The organism is Nocardioides sp. NPDC006303 (assembly GCF_040613175.1).
Lineage (GTDB): Bacteria > Actinomycetota > Actinomycetes > Propionibacteriales > Nocardioidaceae > Nocardioides.
On the sequence record NZ_JBEXRR010000010.1, the window covers coordinates 29018 to 46926 of the forward strand.

At 67.7% G+C, this 17909-nt stretch carries 20 protein-coding genes; 11 read left to right on the top strand and 9 right to left on the bottom strand.

Annotation, left to right across the window (positions count from 1 at the left end; translation table 11 throughout):
* Positions 1-93: 93 nt before the first annotated feature.
* Together ABZY89_RS10370 and ABZY89_RS10375 are read right to left on the bottom strand one after the other, a co-directional pair.
* Positions 94-906 (bottom strand): IclR family transcriptional regulator, encoded by an 813-nt coding sequence (locus ABZY89_RS10370; RefSeq protein ID WP_160158759.1) that lies wholly within the window; start codon positions 904-906, stop codon positions 94-96.
* A 219-nt stretch (positions 907-1125) separates the two neighbouring features.
* Positions 1126-2391 (bottom strand): TetR/AcrR family transcriptional regulator, encoded by a 1266-nt coding sequence (locus tag ABZY89_RS10375; protein ID WP_355226872.1) that lies wholly within the window; start codon positions 2389-2391, stop codon positions 1126-1128.
* 107 nt (positions 2392-2498) lie between these two features.
* Between ABZY89_RS10375 and ABZY89_RS10380 the strand changes: the two genes are divergently transcribed.
* Entirely contained in the window at positions 2499-4292 is a 1794-nt protein-coding gene (locus tag ABZY89_RS10380; RefSeq protein ID WP_355226874.1) for an ATP-binding cassette domain-containing protein, read from the top strand.
* 124 nt (positions 4293-4416) lie between these two features.
* On the opposite strand, the gene ABZY89_RS10385 is transcribed toward ABZY89_RS10380, so the two are convergent.
* Positions 4417-4905: a MarR family transcriptional regulator gene (locus ABZY89_RS10385; RefSeq protein WP_045546820.1), complete on the bottom strand. Its 489-nt coding sequence runs from the start codon at positions 4903-4905 to the stop codon at positions 4417-4419.
* A gap of 108 nt (positions 4906-5013) precedes the next feature.
* Between ABZY89_RS10385 and ABZY89_RS10390 the strand changes: the two genes are divergently transcribed.
* The 4 genes from ABZY89_RS10390 (at position 5014) to ABZY89_RS10405 (ending at position 7121) form a co-directional block, all read left to right on the top strand.
* Complete coding sequence (locus ABZY89_RS10390; RefSeq protein ID WP_355226875.1) at positions 5014-5811, top strand: methyltransferase domain-containing protein; 798 nt, start codon at positions 5014-5016, stop codon at positions 5809-5811.
* On the top strand, positions 5808-6188 hold the full coding sequence (locus ABZY89_RS10395; protein WP_355226877.1) for a VOC family protein: 381 nt from the start codon (positions 5808-5810) through the stop codon (positions 6186-6188). The genes ABZY89_RS10390 and ABZY89_RS10395 overlap by 4 nt, the downstream gene beginning before the upstream one ends.
* Positions 6189-6337: 149 nt before the next feature.
* A complete protein-coding gene (locus ABZY89_RS10400; RefSeq protein WP_008362591.1) occupies positions 6338-6604 on the top strand; it encodes a metal-sensitive transcriptional regulator in 267 nt (88 codons plus the stop codon).
* A 49-nt stretch (positions 6605-6653) separates the two neighbouring features.
* Complete coding sequence (locus ABZY89_RS10405; protein ID WP_355021759.1) at positions 6654-7121, top strand: hotdog fold domain-containing protein; 468 nt, start codon at positions 6654-6656, stop codon at positions 7119-7121.
* 63 nt (positions 7122-7184) lie between these two features.
* Here the strand turns inward: ABZY89_RS10405 and ABZY89_RS10410 are convergent, their stop codons facing one another.
* The 4 genes from ABZY89_RS10410 to ABZY89_RS10425 all read right to left on the bottom strand — a co-directional run bounded on the left by ABZY89_RS10410 (position 7185) and on the right by ABZY89_RS10425 (position 10514).
* Positions 7185-8093 carry an amino acid ABC transporter permease gene (locus ABZY89_RS10410; protein ID WP_355226878.1) on the bottom strand — a complete coding sequence of 303 codons (909 nt, stop codon included), beginning with the start codon at positions 8091-8093 and terminating at the stop codon, positions 7185-7187.
* Complete coding sequence (locus tag ABZY89_RS10415) at positions 8093-8782, bottom strand: amino acid ABC transporter permease (RefSeq protein WP_355226879.1); 690 nt, start codon at positions 8780-8782, stop codon at positions 8093-8095. Before ABZY89_RS10415 ends, ABZY89_RS10410 begins: the two co-directional genes overlap by 1 nt.
* Positions 8783-8892: 110 nt before the next feature.
* Positions 8893-9711 (bottom strand): glutamate ABC transporter substrate-binding protein, encoded by an 819-nt coding sequence (locus ABZY89_RS10420; RefSeq protein WP_355226881.1) that lies wholly within the window; start codon positions 9709-9711, stop codon positions 8893-8895.
* A gap of 74 nt (positions 9712-9785) precedes the next feature.
* On the bottom strand, positions 9786-10514 hold the full coding sequence (locus ABZY89_RS10425; protein ID WP_355227046.1) for an amino acid ABC transporter ATP-binding protein: 729 nt from the start codon (positions 10512-10514) through the stop codon (positions 9786-9788).
* A 205-nt stretch (positions 10515-10719) separates the two neighbouring features.
* On the opposite strand from ABZY89_RS10425, the gene miaB reads away from it, so the two are divergent.
* Positions 10720-12225: a tRNA (N6-isopentenyl adenosine(37)-C2)-methylthiotransferase MiaB gene (gene miaB / locus ABZY89_RS10430; RefSeq protein WP_355226883.1), complete on the top strand. Its 1506-nt coding sequence runs from the start codon at positions 10720-10722 to the stop codon at positions 12223-12225.
* A gap of 107 nt (positions 12226-12332) precedes the next feature.
* Complete coding sequence (locus ABZY89_RS10435) at positions 12333-13265, top strand: zinc metalloprotease (protein WP_355226885.1); 933 nt, start codon at positions 12333-12335, stop codon at positions 13263-13265.
* An 89-nt stretch (positions 13266-13354) separates the two neighbouring features.
* Here ABZY89_RS10435 and ABZY89_RS10440 read toward each other — a convergent pair whose 3' ends face one another.
* Together ABZY89_RS10440 and ABZY89_RS10445 are read right to left on the bottom strand one after the other, a co-directional pair.
* Positions 13355-13894, bottom strand: coding sequence for a hypothetical protein (locus ABZY89_RS10440; RefSeq protein WP_355226886.1), 540 nt, complete (start codon positions 13892-13894; stop codon positions 13355-13357).
* A 257-nt stretch (positions 13895-14151) separates the two neighbouring features.
* Positions 14152-14346 (bottom strand): antitoxin, encoded by a 195-nt coding sequence (locus ABZY89_RS10445; protein WP_355226887.1) that lies wholly within the window; start codon positions 14344-14346, stop codon positions 14152-14154.
* Positions 14347-14498: 152 nt separating this feature from the next.
* Between ABZY89_RS10445 and miaA the strand changes: the two genes are divergently transcribed.
* Genes miaA through dapF form a run of 4 tightly spaced genes read left to right on the top strand, consistent with a single transcriptional unit; the run spans position 14499 to position 17858 of the window.
* Positions 14499-15398 (top strand): tRNA (adenosine(37)-N6)-dimethylallyltransferase MiaA, encoded by a 900-nt coding sequence (gene miaA, locus ABZY89_RS10450; protein WP_355226888.1) that lies wholly within the window; start codon positions 14499-14501, stop codon positions 15396-15398.
* Positions 15395-16324: a helix-turn-helix transcriptional regulator gene (locus ABZY89_RS10455; protein ID WP_355226890.1), complete on the top strand. Its 930-nt coding sequence runs from the start codon at positions 15395-15397 to the stop codon at positions 16322-16324. The genes miaA and ABZY89_RS10455 overlap by 4 nt, the downstream gene beginning before the upstream one ends.
* Positions 16325-16377: 53 nt before the next feature.
* Positions 16378-17007, top strand: a complete 630-nt coding sequence (locus ABZY89_RS10460; protein ID WP_355226891.1) for a pyridoxamine 5'-phosphate oxidase family protein — start codon at positions 16378-16380, stop codon at positions 17005-17007.
* Positions 17007-17858: a diaminopimelate epimerase gene (gene dapF, locus ABZY89_RS10465; RefSeq protein WP_355226892.1), complete on the top strand. Its 852-nt coding sequence runs from the start codon at positions 17007-17009 to the stop codon at positions 17856-17858. The genes ABZY89_RS10460 and dapF overlap by 1 nt, the downstream gene beginning before the upstream one ends.
* Positions 17859-17909 lie beyond the last annotated feature (51 nt).

Genomic DNA, 17909 nt, shown 5'->3' on the forward strand with positions numbered 1-17909 from the left:
GGCGTCAGCAGCGTCGGCCGAGATGGCAGCGCTGAGCCATCTCGGCCGACGGGCGTGACGTGTCGGCCGACGTACGTGACGCCTCGGCCGGGGTCAGGCGGCGCTGGAGACGACCTCGTCCGAGATCGCCGCGGCGGCGCGACGCAGATGGCGGGTGATGCTGGCGGCGTTGAACCCGGCGGCGCTGCCGGAGACGGAGACGGCGGCGATCGCGCGGCCCTCGATCATGATCGGGACCGCGGCGCAGACGATGCCGAGCTGGGCCTCCTCGCGGTCGAAGGCGATGCGCTCGCTGTTGGCGCGGCGGAGCTCGGCCAGGAACTTCGCCGGGTCGCCGTGCGAGTGGCGGGTGCGCCTGACCAGGCCGGACTCGAGTACGGCCGCGATGTGGTTGCGGTCGCTGAACGAGAGGATCGCCTTGCCGAGCGCGGAGCAGGCGGCGGGCGCTCGCCCGCCGACGTACGTGTCCGGCTGGATGCCACCGCGTCCGGTGATCTTCTCCAGGATGACGATGTCGGTGCCCTCGAGGATGGCGAGGTGGACGGTCTTGCCGGTCGCCACGTAGAGCTCGGCCAGATGCGGCATCGCGGTCTCCCGGATGCCCTGCGGGCGGCAGATCTGCACTGCGTTGCCGAGCTCGAAGAGGCGGCGGCCGAGGACGTAGTGACGTCCGGTGCGCTCGACGTACCCGCTCTGCTCGAGGTGGCGCAGGAGGCGGAACGCGGTCGACTTGGGAAGCCCCGCGGTGCGAGCGATCTCGCTGACACCGAGCTTGGGGCCGGCTCCGAGAAATGCCTCCAGGATCTGGAGGGCCTTCGTCGCAGACGGGGTCGCCGAGGAGGTCGTCCTCGGGGCACCTTCATGGTCGTGCTGACTAGCCAGGGTGGGGATAGCAGTGACGCTCATGGGGGGATCTCCTTAATTGAGACGGAGGCACCACGAAGGGGGGATCTGGGGCCTCCAACTCTCTGTGACAGCAGTCACTGTAACGATCGTTCCGGAGGTTGTGGAGCAAATGTTGGATAAATCTCATTCCTGACCTGCGGAAATAGATGACACGGCATACAGTTCGATGCGTTTCCGCCCGTTAGCGCCGTAAACCTTCTGTGGACCTACGGTAGTAGGTCAGTGACTGATCTGTGTATGAAACGGCGTAGCCGTCACCAGTCGCGCCAGCAGGTCCGAGGTCGTGGCCGGTGGCATGTCGGCGCTGTCGAGCGCCTCGGCAAAGAGAAGTCCGTCTGCGATCACCAGCAGCAGTGCGGCCATCTCGTCGGCGTGCGCGGATCCGTCGTCACCGAGAGCTCCGCGGAACCAGCCGGCGAAGTCGTCGCGCGACTGGCGGCGTACGGCAAGGAACCGGTCGCGGCCGGGAAGTGGCTCGGACCGCTTCGGCAGCACCAGCATCAGGCCGATCCGCAGGAACGGGGGCAGCCGGCGCAGGCTGGCCACCAGCGGCCTCAGCAGCAGGGGGAGCTCGGTGGCGCAGTCGCAGTCCGCGCTCGGCGGCTGCCAGGACGACTGGGTGCTGATCCAGGCGCGGTAGGAGTCGTCCACCGCGGCCGAGAACAGGTCGTCCTTGTTCGCGAAGTGCCAGTAGACCGATGAGGCCGGCAGCTCCGCCGCGGCACAGATCCGGCTGATCGAGGCGCCCTCGTAGCCGCTCTCCGCGGCGACCTCCAGCGCTGCAGCGACGAGCTTCTCGCGGCTGCTGCTCCTGCCCGCGTACGTCACCGGCGGCAGCTCCATGGCCTCGGGGACGGCCGCCGGGTCCTGCTTACGGAGGTGGTCCGCGACCTCGGCCAGCCCGTCGGCGAGCCGCTGCCGGAGCGGGTCGAGCTCGGCGTACTCGTCGGTCTGGGCGTGGATGAAGAGGCCGTCGTGGGCGGCGAGCGTCAGCCGCGCGAGGGTCTCGATGTGCGGGGCCGGAAGGTCGACCGCCTCGGCCCACCACCGCTCGAACTCGGCGAGCGTCTGGGTGCGGATCTGGAGGAAGCGCTCGCGCGGACCGTCGCCGACCGTCGGTCCGGACTCGAGCGCCAGCATCAGGCCCATCCGCCACCAGTCGGCCCTGGCGCCGTGGGTGTCCGACGTCGTACGCCGCAGGTTGGCCAGCAGTCCCTCGCGCAGGTCGTCGCCGGTCGGTGTCGGCTCCCACCGCGGGGCGATGTCGTTCCAGCGGGTGTAGCCGTGCTCGAGCGCCTCGGCGAGCAGCTGGTCCTTGCTGGAGAAGTGCCAGTAGAGGGACGACGGCGGGAGGCCGGTCGCGCGACGGACCAGCGCCATCGTCGTGCCGACATAGCCACGCTCGGCGGCCAGCCGGAGCGCTGCTTCGAGGATCATCTGACGCGAGCCGTGCGTGTGCTCGCGGAGCGTCGTCTTCTCGGCCATTGCACTGAGTCTAAGCAGGTCAGGGGCTCTTCGTCCGCCCGGTGTGCCGCTGGGTGGCCGCCGCGATGCTGGCTGCCTCACCGCCCTCGGGGACAATGGGAGACGATATGGCGAACCTCCTCAACCTCGAGCACGTCTCCAAGGCGTACGGCATCCGGCCCCTCCTCGACGACGTCTCCCTCGGCATCAACGCCGGCGACCGGGTCGGCATCGTCGGCCGCAACGGCGACGGGAAGACGACGCTCCTGCAGGTGATGACCGGCCTGGAGGAGCCAGACTCCGGTCGCGTCTCCCGCCAGCGTGGCCTGCTGGTCGGGTTCCTGCACCAGGGTGACCAGCTCATCGACTCCCACACCGTGCGCGAGGCGGTGCTCGGCGGGCGGTCCGACCACGAGTGGGCCGGCGTCCCCGTGCTCCGTGAGATCGTCGAACAGCTCTTGGCCGGGATCGACCTCGACCGTTCTGTCATGGGTCTCTCCGGTGGCGAGCGCCGTCGCTGTGCCCTGGCCGAGCTGCTCCTCGGGGACCACGACCTGATCGTGCTCGACGAGCCCACCAACCACCTCGACGTCGAGGCTGTGGCCTGGCTCGCCTCGCACCTGGCCGCGCGCTCGTCCGCGCTCGTCGTGGTGACCCACGACCGCTGGTTCCTCGACGAGGTGTGCCAGTTCACCTGGGAGGTCCACGACGGCCAAGTCGACGCCTACGAGGGTGGCTATGCCGCCTTCGTCCTCGCCAAGGCCGAGAGGTCCCGTCAGGCCGCCGCCACCGAGGTACGCCGCCAGAACCTGGTCCGCAAGGAGCTGGCCTGGCTGCGCCGCGGCGCCCCGGCGCGTACCTCAAAGCCGAAGTTCCGCATCGACGCCGCCAACCAGCTCATCGAGGACGTACCTCCGCCGCGCGACCGCTTCGAGCTGCAGAAGTTCGCTGCACAGCGGCTCGGCAAGGACGTCATCGACGTCGAGGACGTCGACCTCTTCCGCGGCGAGCGGCAGCTGCTGTCGCACGCCACCTGGCGCATCGGCCCGGGCGACCGGATTGGCATCGTCGGCGTCAACGGCGCCGGCAAGACCTCGGTGCTGTCGCTCCTGGACGGTTCCCTTCCGCCTGCGGTGGGGAAGGTACGCCACGGCCGCACCATCGCTCTCCAGCATCTGACCCAGCAGCTCGATGACCTCGACCCGGAGGCGCGAGTACTCCCCACCGTCGAGTCGATCAAGCGCGTCACCAAGACGACCGACGGCCAAGAGCTCTCGGCGACCTCGATGCTCGAGCGCTTCGGCTTCACCGGCGACAAGCTGGTCACCCGCATCGGCGACCTCTCCGGCGGCGAGCGCCGCCGCTTCCAGCTGCTGCGCCTGCTGCTCACCGAGCCCAACGTACTGCTGCTCGATGAGCCGACCAACGACCTCGACATCGAGACGCTCAACGTTCTCGAGGACTTCCTCGACGCCTGGCCCGGCACCCTGATCGTCGTCTCCCACGACCGCTACTTCCTCGAGCGCGTCACCGACTCCGTGTGGGCCCTCCTCGGCGACGGCCAGATCTCCATGCTCCCGCGTGGTGTCGACGAGTATCTTGAGCGCCGCCTCCCCATCCCTGTCCAGGCGTCAGCCCCGCAGGCCGAGGCGTCACGCGCGTCGGCCGAGACGGCAGCGGGTGGCCCGTCGAAGGCCAAGCCCGGCTCTGCCGACGAGCGAGCGGCGAAGAAGGTCATCGCCAGGATCGACAAGCAGCTCGAGCGGATCGGCGAGCAGCAGCAGAAGCTCGAGCTCGCGATGGCCGAGTCGGTCAACGACTACACCCGGCTCGCCGAGCTCAGCGCTGAGCTGGATCAGCTCGCCGCGGAGAAGGACGACCTCGAGCTGGAGTGGCTCGAGGCAGCCGAGGTCCTGGAGTAGCGCTTTCGGCGCCAGCACGCCGAGTCGGCGCAAACTGACGAGATCAACCGCCGAGTCGGCGCGTTATGACGAGCCGACTCGGCGAGGATTTCGGTCAGGATGAGCCGACTCGGCGGGGCGATGGTCAGGACGAGAAGGGGACCAGCAGGCGGCGCAGTAGGTCGGTGAGCTGGCTCTGCTGGTCGCCTGAGAGGCCGTCGAGGAACTCCCGCTCGGCCGCGAGCAGCGCCTCGAAGGCGCTGTCGACGGTCGCCTTGCCGTCGGGGGTGAGCCGGACGAGCACACCGCGCCGGTCGGCCGGATCCGGCAGCCGTTCGACCAGACCGCGCGAGGCGAGCCGGTCGACACGGTTGGTCATGGTCCCGCTGGTCACCAGGGTCTCGCGCAGCAGCCGGCCGGGGGAGAGCTCGTAGGGGTCGCCCGCTCGGCGCAGCGCGGCCAGTACGTCGAACTCCCACGACTCGATCCCGGAGCCCGAGAACGCGTCGCGCCGAGCGAGGTCGAGGTGACGCGAGAGGCGGGAGAGTCGCGAGAAGATCTCGACGGGACCCAGGTCCAGGTCGGGCCGCTCGTGTGCCCAGGCCTCGCTCAGGTCGTCGACTTCGTCGCGCATGGCGAGAGCGTAGCCCAAGATCGTCCCATCGAGAATCTTGACATCGAGACAAGTCGGCGAGACGATCAGAATATCTTGACATCAAGAGAAATCGAGAGGATGTACGCCATGACCGCATGGGATCCCGAGCGCTACCTGACCTACTCCGACGAGCGAGGTCGGCCGTTCGGCGATCTCCTTCGCCGGGTCGACGCGGATCGTCCGAAGACCGTGGTCGACCTCGGCTGCGGCCCCGGCAACCTGACCGCCCTCGCGGCCGGCCGCTGGCCGGAGGCCAGAGTCGTCGGCCTCGACTCCAGTTCGCCGATGATCGACAAGGCGCGCGCGACCATCGACGGCGTCGACTTCGCGGTGGCAGACCTTCGTGACTGGGTCGACTCGGTGGTGCCGGGATCGGTCGACGTACTCCTCTCCAACGCCACCCTCCAGTGGGTCCCCGGTCATCTGGACCTGCTTCCTGCGCTCGCCGGGGCGGTCGGGAAGGGCGGCTGGTTCGCCTTCCAGGTCCCGGGCAACTTCGACGAGCCCAGCCACCGGCTCCGCGAGGAGCTCGCCGCCGAGGAGCCGTACGCCGAGCACACCCGTCACCTCGAGGCGCCCGGGTCGCACGACCCGGCCGACTACTACGACGTCCTGGTGCGGGAGGGCTTCGAGGTCGATGCCTGGGAGACGACGTACCTCCACGTGCTGACCGGGGAGGACCCGGTCTTCACCTGGATCGCCGGAACGAGCCTCCGTCCGACGGCTGCGGCGCTGGAGAAGGCCGGTCTCCTCGAGCCGTTCGCCGAGGAGCTCAAGAACCGTCTGGCACAGGCCTATCCGGCACGAAACGATTCGGTAGGAAACAGTTTCGTCCTGCTCCCGTTCCGCCGCGTCTTCGTGGTCGCCCGCAGGCTGGAGGCATGATGCGGATCCATCACGTGCAGGTCGGCATGCCCGCCGGTCACGAGGACGAGGCCCGGACCTTCTACGCCCATGGCCTCGGGCTGACCGAGGTCCCGAAGCCGGCCGAGCTGGCGAAGCGTGGTGGCGCCTGGTTCCGCTCACCGGGCGGCGCGGAGATCCACCTCGGTGTCGAGGATCCGCACCGACCGCAGGCCAAGGCCCATCCCGCTCTCGCGGTCGAGACCGAGGCAGACCTGACGGCCACGGGCGCGAGACTGGCCGACCTCGGCTTCGACGTCGACTGGAGCCAGCGTTACAACGCCGAGGGCTTCCAGCGCTTCCATGTCCGTGATCCGTTCGGCAACCGCGTCGAGATCGTGTGGCCAACGGGCAACTAGCACGAACTTCCGTCCGGTGTAGGCGAAAACCGGAATCAACCAAAAAGAACCGTAACGCCAACTGGTCTGGACCGTTGTCCCCCGGGGGATACAACAACGAGCCAGGAATGATGCCAGAAATGATGGAAGGCAAGACTTTGACTGACGACGTGACCGTCCCCCAGCCTCGGGACGCGGAGACGACGAGCGTGGTCAATCGAGTCCGCCGGGCTCAAGGCCAGCTCGGTGGCGTGCTCCGCATGATCGAAGACGGCCGTGAGCTCGCCGATGTGGTCGGCCAGCTCAAGGCAGTGACCCGTGCCCTCGACAAGGCGGCTTTCGCGCTGCTCTCCAACGAGCTGCGCCGCGCGCACGCCGACGGAGATCGCCCGGAGCAGATCGAGGAGCTCGAGAAGGTCTTCCTCTCCCTCTCCTGATCTCGGGCCAGGAGAGGGGAGGAGGTTACCCTCGGGTAACCTGACTGCCATGAGCCAGCTCTACGACCTCTGGAAGTCCTTCAACCGTGTCCCGGTTGTCGGCAAGCGAGCATTCTCGGTCGCGTTCGCGAAGAAGGCGCCCTACTTCGGGTCCATCCACCCGCTGGTCAACCAGCTGCGACCCAACTACGCCGAGGTCATCGTCCCCAACCGCAAGGGCAACCACAACCACATCGGCACCGTTCACGCCATCGCGCTGTGCAACGGTCTCGAGATGGCGATGGGTGCCCTTGCGGAGGTCACCATCCCGCGTGACAAGCGCTGGATCCCCAAGGGGATGACCGTCTCCTACACCGCCAAGGCCTCCACCGACATCACCTGCATCGCGGAGACCGACCAGGAGGAGTGGGACACCGCCGACGGTGACCTCGCGGTGCGCGTCAAGGGCATCCGTGAGGACGGCACCGTGGCCATCGAGGGCACGATCAACCTCTGGGTGACCCCGAAGAAGAAGTAAGAGCGAGCACGCGACGGCCCGCTGCCCCGAGAAGGGCAGCGGGCCGTCGGTCTGTCCGGATTCTCAGGCGGGCCCGGTTCCGGTGTTGGAAGCGTTCGCCTTCTGCACGAGCTCGGCCTCGGCCGCGACCGGGTCGATCGCGTCGGCGTGACCGACCGGTGCCGCGGTGCGTCCCACGCGCCGAGTACGGACTTCGGCGTAGTTGGCGAGGAGTCCGAGGATCGTGTTGAGGGTGATGTAGATCGCGGCGACCACGATCGCTGCCGGCAGCAGGTTGTCGAAGTTGCCGTCGAGCTTGACGATCTGATTGAGCAGCTCGCTGTAGGCGAGGATGTAGCCGAGCGCGGTGTCCTTGAGGAGCACCACCAGCTGGGCGATGATCGCCGGAAGCATCGAGCGCACCGCCTGAGGCAGCAGGATCGCACGCATCACCTGCCCGCCCGTGAGCCCGACCGCGACACCGGCCTCCGTCTGCCCCTTGGGGAGCGCGCCGACGCCGGCTCGGATGATCTCGGCGAGGACGGAGCCGTTGTAGAGCATCAGGCCGAGGACGACCGCCCAGAAGACGCTGGTGTCGAATCCGAGCGGCGCCTGCATGAAGTAGATGAACATCATCAGCAGGAGCATCGGGATGGAGCGGAAGAACTCGATGACCACCGCCGAAGGCAGGCTGACGAGCTTGCTCTGGGAGAGCCGGCCGACGGCGAACACGAACCCGAAGACGAGCGCGAGGATCGAGCCGACCGCGAAGGCCTTCAGCGTGCCGATGATGCCGGGGATGAGGAAGTTCTCCCAGGCAGGTGACTCCAGGAACGGTGTCCACTTGGCGGCCTCCCACTGGCCGGTCTCGTCGAACTTCGACCAGACGAACCAGGCGATGGCCAGGAGCGCCACCAACGCGACACCGGAATAGACCCGGTTGAGCGCCTTGGCACGCGGGCCGGGGGCGTCGTAGAGAACGGAGGCGGCCATTATCGGATCACCGCGAATCGCTTGGAGGCCCAGTTGGCGACGAAGCCGATGGGCAGGGTCAGGATCATGAAGCCGATCGCGAAGATGATGAAGATCAGCAGGATCTGGTCGGACTCGTTCTCCATCATGGTCTTCATCTGGCCCGATGCCTCGTTGACGCCGTTCGCGGTGACGACACCGATGGTGACGGCGACGGTGGTGTTCTTGGTCATCGCGATGAGCACGCTGGCCAGCGGGTTGATCACCGAGCGCAGCGCCTGCGGGACAACGATGTGAGTGAGGTTCTGGGTGAAGGTGAGGCCGATCGCGCGAGCCGCCTCGGCCTGTCCGAGCGGCACCGTGTTGATGCCGGCCCGGAGCACCTCGCACACGAACGTCGAGGTGTAGATCCCCAGCGCGAGGACGGCGAGACGGAAGTTGTTCTCGTAGAGGTCGTCAGGCGCGGGGTAGAACTCGAGCTGATAAGCGAGCCCGAAGAGCGCGAAGAACATCACCAGCGTCAGCGGCGTGTTGCGGAACGTGTAGACGACGGCCGCACCGACGAACCGCAGCACCGGCACCGGGGAGACCCGGAAGACGGCGAGCACGGTGCCGAGGATGAGCGCGAAGATGCCGCTGTAGACGGCAAGCCGCAGAGTCAGCCCGAACGAGGTCAGGATGGCTGACCCGTACTCGGAGAAGAGATCCATGGGTCCTTCCAGGATTGTTCAGAAAAGCGTCTGTCATGCCGAGCCGGCGCATTCGGCCCGCTGCGAAGCGAGGACCGGATTGCGCCGACTCGGCATGACGTGAAGCTTGCTCAGTAGCGGTCGACGGCCGGCGGCTCCGGCAGCTCGTAGCCGGACTCACCGAGGTTGTCGTTGAACGCCTCTTCCCAAGCGCCGTCCTCGAAGGCCTTCTCGATCAGGTCGTTGATCTTGTCGCGGTCCTCGCTGCCCTTGGGCAGACCGACGCCGTAGTTCTCCTCGGAGAACGGCGCACCGACGATCTTGAACTTGCCCGGGTCCTGCTGGGCGTAGCCGGCCAGGATGATGTCGTCGGTGGTCATCGCGTCGAGCTGGCCGCCGTCGATCGCGGTGACGCACTTGCTGTAGGTGTCGAACTCCTGCAGCTGGACGCCCTCGGAGTACTCGTCCTTGACCTTCTGGGCCGAGGTCGAGCCGGTCACCGAGCAGAGCTTCTTGCCGTCGAGCGACTCGGGGCCGGTGATGTCGGTGTTGTCGGCGGCGACCAGGAGGTCCTGGCCGGCGATGTAGTACGGACCGGCGAAGTCGACCTCGGCCTTGCGCTCGTCGGTGATCGAGTACGTCGCCAGGATCATGTCGACGGTGCCGTCCTTGAGGAAGGTCTCGCGGTTGGCGGAGACGGCCTCGACCCACTCGATCTGGTCGTCGTCGTAGCCCAGGCCCTCGGCGATGTACTCCGCCATGTCGACGTCGAAGCCGGAGTAGTCGCCGTCGGCCTCCTTGAAACCGAGGCCCGGCTGGTCGAACTTGATGCCGATCTTGATCTTGTCGCCGCCGGCGTCGGAGCCGGTGTCGTCGCTACCACCACAGGCAGCGAGCGAGCCCGTGAGCGCGAGAGCGCCCAGGGTCGCGGCGATCTTCGTGAACTTCATCGTTTCCACCTTCTGGAATTAAGGGTTGATGCGTTGCAGGGTTCGCGAGCTCAGGGCTCACCCGAGACGTACGTTCAGTGCTTGAGGATCTTGCCGAGGAAGTCCTTGGCGCGCTCGGACTGCGGGTTGTCGAAGAACTCGCTCGGGGTGTTCGACTCGACGATCTGGCCATCGGCCATGAAGACGACGCGGTCGGCGGCGACGCGGGCGAAGCCCATCTCGTGGGTGACCACGATCATCGTCATGCCCTCCTTGGCGAGGCTAACCATGACGTCGAGCACCTCCTTGACCATCTCCGGGTCGAGCGCGGAGGTGGGCTCGTCGAAGAGCATCACCTGCGGCTTCATCGCCAGCGCCCGGGCGATGGCGACGCGCTGCTGCTGACCACCGGAGAGCTGTGCCGGGTACTTGCTCGCCTGGACCCCCACGCCGACGCGGTCGAGCAGCTTCTTGGCCTCGGCCTCAGCCTCGGCCTTCTTCAGCTTGCGCACCTTCATCGGGCCGAGCGTGACGTTCTGCAGGATCGTCTTGTGCGCGAAGAGGTTGAAGCTCTGGAAGACCATCCCGACCTCGGCGCGCAGCTTGGCCAGGCCCTTGCCCTCCGCGGGCAGCTCCTTGCCGTCGAGCTTGATCGTGCCCGAGTCGATCGTCTCCAGGCGGTTGATCGCGCGGCAGAGAGTCGACTTCCCCGAGCCCGACGGCCCGATCACCACGACGACCTCGCCACGCTTGATCTCCAGATTGATGTCCCGGAGCACGTGCAGGTCGCCGTAGTGCTTGTCGACATGGTCAAGAACCACCAAGGCGTCTCCCGAAGGTGCGCTGGCGGATTCGGTGTCAAGCACGGTCATGCCGCAGACCTAACCACATCCTGCATTGCACATCTATGACTTGGCCCCCGGGATCGGTTACAACCAGATAACCAACAAGATTCGGTACGTCCGCAGCGCCGGTCATCCGCGCTGGATTCCTCGACGCGGCCCATGCGGTCGTACGCTTGAAGGCGCTATGACTACGTCGATCGCCTCTGGCTCCGCTTCGGCGGTGCGCACCTACGAAGTCCGCACCTACGGGTGCCAGATGAACGTCCACGACTCCGAGCGCCTCTCCGGGCTGCTGGAGGATGCTGGCTATCTGAAGGCGACCGAGGGCACGCAGGCCGACGTGGTCGTCTTCAACACCTGCGCGGTGCGGGAGAACGCCGACAACAAGCTCTACGGCAACCTCTCCCACCTGGCCCCGATCAAGGAGGCCAACCCCGACCTCCAGATCGCCGTCGGTGGCTGCCTCGCGCAGAAGGACCGCGCGACGATCACGAAGAAGGCGCCGTACGTCGACGTGGTGTTCGGGACGCACAACATCGGCTCGCTCCCGGTGCTGCTCGAGCGGGCCCGGGTGCAGGAGGAGGCCCAGGTCGAGATCCTGGAGTCCCTCGAGGTCTTCCCGTCCACGCTGCCGACCAAGCGCGAATCGGCCTATGCCGCCTGGGTGTCGGTGAGCGTGGGCTGCAACAACACCTGCACCTTCTGCATCGTCCCCTCTCTGAGGGGGAAGGAGAAGGACCGGCGACCGGGCGAGATCCTCGCCGAGATCGAGGCGCTGGTCGCCGAGGGCGTCACCGAGGTGACGCTGCTGGGCCAGAACGTCAACGCCTACGGCGTCGAGTTCGGCGACCGGCAGGCCTTCTCCAAGCTGCTGCGCGCCTGCGGCGAGATCGAGGGGCTGGAGCGGGTCCGGTTCACCAGCCCGCACCCGGCCGAGTTCACCGACGACGTCATCGACGCGATGGCCGAGACGCCCAACGTGATGCCGTCGCTGCACATGCCGCTGCAGTCCGGCTCCGACCGCGTGCTCAAGGCGATGCGCCGCTCCTACCGGTCGACCAAGTTCCTCGGCATCATCGAGCGGGTCCGCGCGGCGATCCCGCACGCGGCGATCACCACCGACATCATCGTCGGCTTCCCGGGGGAGACCGAGGAGGACTTCCAGGCCACCCTCGACGTGGTCCGTGAGTCGCGCTTCGCCTCCGCCTTCACGTTCCAATACTCCAAGCGTCCCGGCACCCCCGCCGCCGATCTCCCCGACCAGATCTCTCCGGAGGTCGTCAAGGACCGCTACGGCCGGCTCGTCGACCTCGTCAACGAGATCGCCTACGAGGAGAACAAGAAGAACGTCGGACGTACGCTCGAGCTGATGGTCGCCGAGGGCGAGGGTCGCAAGGATGCCGAGACCCACCGGCTCTCCGGTCGCGCTCCCGACAACCGGCTGGTCCACTTCAATGCGGCCGGGGCCGATGGCGTACGTCCCGGCGACATGGTGAAGGTCGAGGTCACCTACGCGGCCCCGCACCACCTGGTCGCCGACAACCCCGTGCTCGAGGTACGCCGCACCCGTTCCGGTGACGCCTGGGAGGCGCGCCAGGGCCGACCCGAGCCCGAGGCCGCTTCGGTCGGGCTCGGCATGCCGTCGGTCGGGGTGCCCGCTCCGCTGCCGGCTGCGCCTGCGTGCGGCTGATCGTTCGGTCTGCCGTTACCCGAACAGCAAATTCTCCGTAACACCGTTCCCCCTGAGGGTATTCCTGCTCTAGCCTGAGGCAACTTGTCTCAGGAAGGGATACCCCCATGTCGATTCCCAAGCTGGTCAACAGAGCAGCGGCGATGGGCGCACTCGGTGTTCTCGTGGCATCAGGCCTGGCAGCCGCAGCCCCCGCGGGCGCGATGCAGGCGTCCGCAGGAGGCGATGCCTGCTTCGACCCGCACGAGGTCGGCGCCGCCCGCGTCGCCGAAGGGGCCAAGCAGGTCCGCGACACGAACCATCTGACCGCGAAGCAGGCCGACGCCAAGGAGAAGGCGCTCTCCAGTGCGCTGGCCGCGCAGGGGAAGAAGGGCGGCACCGCCAACCTCGCCGCGACGACCATCCCGACCTACATCCATGTCATCCAGGAGAACGCCACCACCGGAGCCGTCCCGCAGGCGAACATCGACGCCCAGATCGACGTGCTCAACGCGGCGTACGCCGGCACGCCGTTCTCCTTCGAGGTGGCCGGCCAGGAGACCACGATCAACCCGGCCTGGTATCCGATCATCTCCGGCTCGACCGGGGAGCGGGACATGAAGGCGGCCCTGCGCCAGGGCGGCGACAACGCGCTCAACGTCTACATCGGCGAGATCGACGACGGTCTGCTCGGCTGGGCGACCTTCCCGACCAAGAACATCGGGTCGCAGGACGGTGTGGTCATCCTCGGTGAGTCGCTGCCGGGTGGCTCGGCGGCGCCGTACGACGAGGGCGACACGGCAACGCACGAGGTCGGCCACTGGCTGCACCTCTACCACACCTTCCAGGGTGGCTGTCGCGGCAAGGGTGACCAGGTCGCCGACACCCCGGCCGAGGCCGCGCCGGCCTTCGGCTGCCCGGAGGGCTCCGACACCTGCACCGCGCCGGGCCTCGACCCGATCCACAACTTCATGGACTACACCGAGGACGCGTGCATGGACGAGTTCACGCCGGGTCAGGTGCAGCGCATGATCGACGGATGGGTGGCGTACCGCGCCTGATCGTCGATCTCCGTGTGAGATCTCTGTGTGAAATGCGTCGAGCGCCGGGTCCCTTGCGGGCCCGGCGCTCGATCCGTGTGATCAGCAGATCAGTACTGCGACTGGCTCTGCTCGCCGCCGAAGCCGCCCTCGTTCGAGCCCTCGTCGGAGCCGTAGGAGGAGCCCTCGGACTGCTCCTGCCCGCCACCGAAGCCGCCCTCGTTGGACTGCTCGCCGCCGCCGAAGCCACCCTCGCTCTGGCCACCCTCGGAGCCGTAGGACGAGCCGCCCTCGTTGGACTCCTGGCCGCCGAAGCCGCCCTCGCTCGAGCCCTCGGACTGCTCGCCACCACCGTAGGAGCTGCCCTCGTCGGACTGCTCACCGTAGGAGGAACCGCCCTCGTTCGAGCCCTCGCTGGAGCCGTAGGAGGAGCCCTCGGACTGCTCCTGGCCGCCGCCGAAGCCGCCCTCGTTGGACTGCTCGCCGCCGCCGAAGCCGCCCTCGCTCTGGCCGCCCTCCTGGCCGCCGAAGCCACCCTCGTTGGAGGACTCCGAGCCGTAGGAGGAGCCCTCGCTGGACTCCTGGCCGCCGAAGCCGCCCTCCTGGCCGTAGTTCTGCTGCTCGTCGCTGTTGCCGTAGTTCTCAGACATATTGGTCCACACTTCCGAGTAGTTGTGATTGGACCGGAATCGAACGTGCATCGCACGTCCGCCCCCCGGCTGTCCCATTCGTGAGACGAGAATGAGACGGTCTAGACCGTTCCATGTGACGGCACAAGTCGCAACAGGTTCGTAACAGTGTTTCGAAAGTCGATACGTAAAAAGTCAGCCGGGTGTAACGGGACGTAAACGCGAGGCGGGGAGCAACCCGGTCTGGGTCGCTCCCCGCCTCGAGGCCTGTGAATGGCTCAGTTGCCGCCGTCCAGCTTCTCTGCTTCGTTCTTCGCAGTCTCGACGCCCTGGTCGATCTGGTCGCTGAACTTGCCACCGGTCTTCTCGTCGGCGAACTCGCCGGCCTTGTCCAGGCCCTCGCCGACCTTGTCGGCGCCAACCTTGTCGATGCCCTGCTGGGCGAGGTCCTTTGCCTTGTCCAAGAAGCTCATGCTTCCCCCTCTTGATCGGTGGCTCCCCGTATGAGCCAGCTAGCGGCCACACTAACCACATGGAGTACGACAGCAACAGGGGGACACGCGACCCGAATAGTTCACATGAGCTACACGGGCCGGGATCTTTTACCCGGTCCACCACCCCGATCGTGGCCGTCGTCGGAGCCACCGCAGCGGGGAAGACGTCGCTCTCGCTCGACCTCGCCGAGACCCTCGGTGGCGAGATCATCAACACCGACGCGATGCAGGTCTATCGCGGCATGGACATCGGGACGGCGAAGCTGCCGGTCGCGGAGCGACGCGGGATCCCGCACCATCTGCTCGACCTCCTCGACATCGCCGAACCGGCCTCCGTCGCCGACTTCCAGGCACTGGCGCGCGAGGAGATCGCGACGCTTCGCAAGGCCGGGAAGACACCCGTGCTGGTCGGCGGCAGTGCTCTCTACACGCGAGCGATCCTGGACCGGTTCGAGTTCCCCGGGACCTCGAACGAGGTGCGCGAGCGTCTGGAGAAAGAGCTCGAAACCGCAGGTGAGAAGGCACTTCACGACCGCCTGCGAGCCCTGGACCCGGTCGCGGCCGAGCGGATCGAGATCGACAACGGTCGCCGTGTCGTACGCGCTCTCGAGGTCATCGAGCTGACCGGCGAGCCGTTCAGCGCACGACTGCCCGAGCAGGTCTACCACGACCCGGCCTCCATCCAGATCGGCGTCGACATCTCCCGGGAAGCCCTGGACGTACGCATCCGGCAGCGGGTCTCGGAGATGTTCGAGTCCGGCTTCGTCGACGAGGTCGCGCGGCTCCTGGAGGTGGGTCTGGGGCAGTCGAGGACCGCGTCCAAGGCCATCGGCTACAAGGAGGTCGCTGCCTATCTCGCGGGGGAGACGACATTGGAGGAGGCGATGGAGCGGACTGCCATCAAGACCCGGCAGTTCGCCCGGCGCCAGGACGCCTGGTTCCGCAAGGATCCGCGGGTCGTGTGGGTCTCATATGATGATCCCGCCCGTCTCGACAAGGCCGTCGCGGCCGTGCGGGGGTTGGAACTGTGAGCGAGAAGGTACGTGACCGCCTGCGGGAGCTGCTGGATGCGGTGCTCGACGGCGCCGACGCCGGTGAGCCGCGCACGCTGGCGCAGATGGCCGGGGACGCCTACACCTCGCCCTATCACTTCAACCGGCTGCTCTCCCGGGGCGCGGGCGAGCCGCCGGTGGCGATGCGGCGGCGGGTGATGCTGGAGCGTGCCGCGTGGCAGCTGCAGCACGGTGGCACGGTGACCGATGCCGCCTGGGCCGCCGGGTACGAGTCGGTGGAGGGGTTCTCGCGGGCCTACGCGAAGGCCTTCGGGCACCCGCCGAGCACCGCCGCGGTCAGCCACTGGCTGCCGGCACCGAACGGGATCCACTTCCATCCGCCGGAGTCGCTGTGGGTCGACTCCCAGGAGCGGGTGCTCTCTCCGCTCACGGAGCAGCTCGTCATGCACGACCTCGACGACACCAGAGCCTTGCTCGACCTCGCCAAGGGCCTGCCCGCGGAGGTGCTCACCAAGGTGCGGCTGGCTGGCCATGAGGTGCTGGAGTGGGACGGTCCGGAGGAGTCGCTCGCGCAGGTCCTGGAGGCGACGGTGTGGGCCAAGGAGTGCTGGGTGGCCTCGATCGAAGGCCTCGCGATGCCGGTCCGGAGCCGCGCCGACTCGGTGGTAAAGCTGGTCGAGCGGCACGAGGCCGTGGCGGCGCGGTGGCTGGCGGTCGTACGCGACATCGAGCGGCGCGGGGCCTGGGAGGACCGGCTCATCGACGCCCTCTGCGAGCCGCCGGAGAGCTTCCAGATCGGGTCGGTGGTCGCCCACGTCCTGACGTACGCAGCCCATCGGCGTCTGCTGGTCCGGATGATGCTCCGGATGGCCGGTGTCGAGGTCGACCGGGGCGATCCGATCGAGTGGCTGCGGGCCCGCCGGGGCGAGGTGCCGTCGGTCTGAGCGAGCGGCGAAATGATTCGGCCGCCCATGCGCCCGCCTCGTACCCTGAGGCCGTGACCCCTACCTGGACTGAGATCAGCACAATCGAGGAGCTCGTCGACCTGGTCGGCGTGCCGCACGAGCGGGCGGTGACCAAGGGGCGCCCGGCGCTCCTCGACATCGACAGGCAGTGGCTCGCCGCGACGCCGTTCTGCGTGCTCGCGACCTCGGACGCCGCCGGCAACTGCGACGCCTCGCCCAAGGGGGACCCGGCCGGATCGCTGGTGCACGTCATCGACGACAAGACGATCGCGATCGCGGAGCGGCCGGGCAACAAGCGGGTCGACGGCTACCGCAACGTACTGGCCAACCCGCACGTCGGGCTCAACTTCCTGATCCCGGGCCGCGGTGACACGCTGCGGATCAACGGCCGTGCCCGACTGGTCTCCGACGCACCGTTCTTCGATGAGATGGCCGTGAAGGGCAAGCGGCCGATCCTCGCCCTGGTCGTGGACATCGACGACATCTTCTTCCACTGCGCGAAGGCGTTCCTGCGCTCGGGCCTGTGGGACCCCGAGACGTGGGACCCCGACCACCTCCCCAAGCGCGCGGTCATCGCCAAGCAGGTCGAGAACGACCCGCGTACGCTTGCGGAGATGGAGGACTACTACCGCACCGACACCTACTCGAAGTTCCTCTACTGATGTCCTACACGTATCTGAAGGGACACGGCACGGAGAACGACTTCGTGCTGCTGCCCGACGTCGACGGGTCGGTGCACGGTTCCCTCTCGGACGAGGAGATGGCCGACCGGGTCCGGGCGCTGTGCGACCGCCGGGCCGGCATCGGCGGCGACGGGATCCTGCGGGTGATCCGGACCGCCGCCTACACCGGTGAGGACCGTCCGGTCAGCGACGCCGAGTGGTTCATGGACTACCGCAACGCCGACGGCACCCGGGCCGAGATGTGCGGCAACGGCACCCGGGTCTTCGCGGAGTATCTGCGCTCCGCCGGCCTCGCCGGCGACGAGGTCACCTTCGCGACCCGCGCCGGCGACAAGATCCTCCGGGCGTCCGGAGACGTCTGGACCGCCGACCTGGGCTCGCCGAAGCTGCTCGGGTCGACCCAGGTCACCGTCGCCCACCACTTCTGGTCGGCCTGCAACGTCGACATGGGCAACCCGCACGCCGCTGCCGAGGTCGACTCGATCGATCCCCACGGCCCGGTCGGTGACCTCTACGACTCCCCGATCTTCGACGAGGCGGTCTATCCGCACGGGGTCAACGTGGAGTTCTTCGAACGCGTCGCCGAGCGTCACGTCGCGATGAGGGTCTTCGAGCGCGGCGCGGGGGAGACCCGCTCGTGCGGCACCGGAGCGTGCGCGGTGATGGTCGCGGCCGCCGAGGCCGACGGTCTCGCGATCGCCCGCGATGCTGATGTGACGTACCGGGTCGATGTCCCTGGCGGCACGCTCCACGTCACCTGGACGACCGACGACCGGGTGCTGCTCACCGGGCCGGCGATCCTGATCGCCGAGGGCACCACCGCGCTCTGACTGCGAGACGGTTAACGGGTATTCACCACCGTGAGGGTGGTCACGTCTATG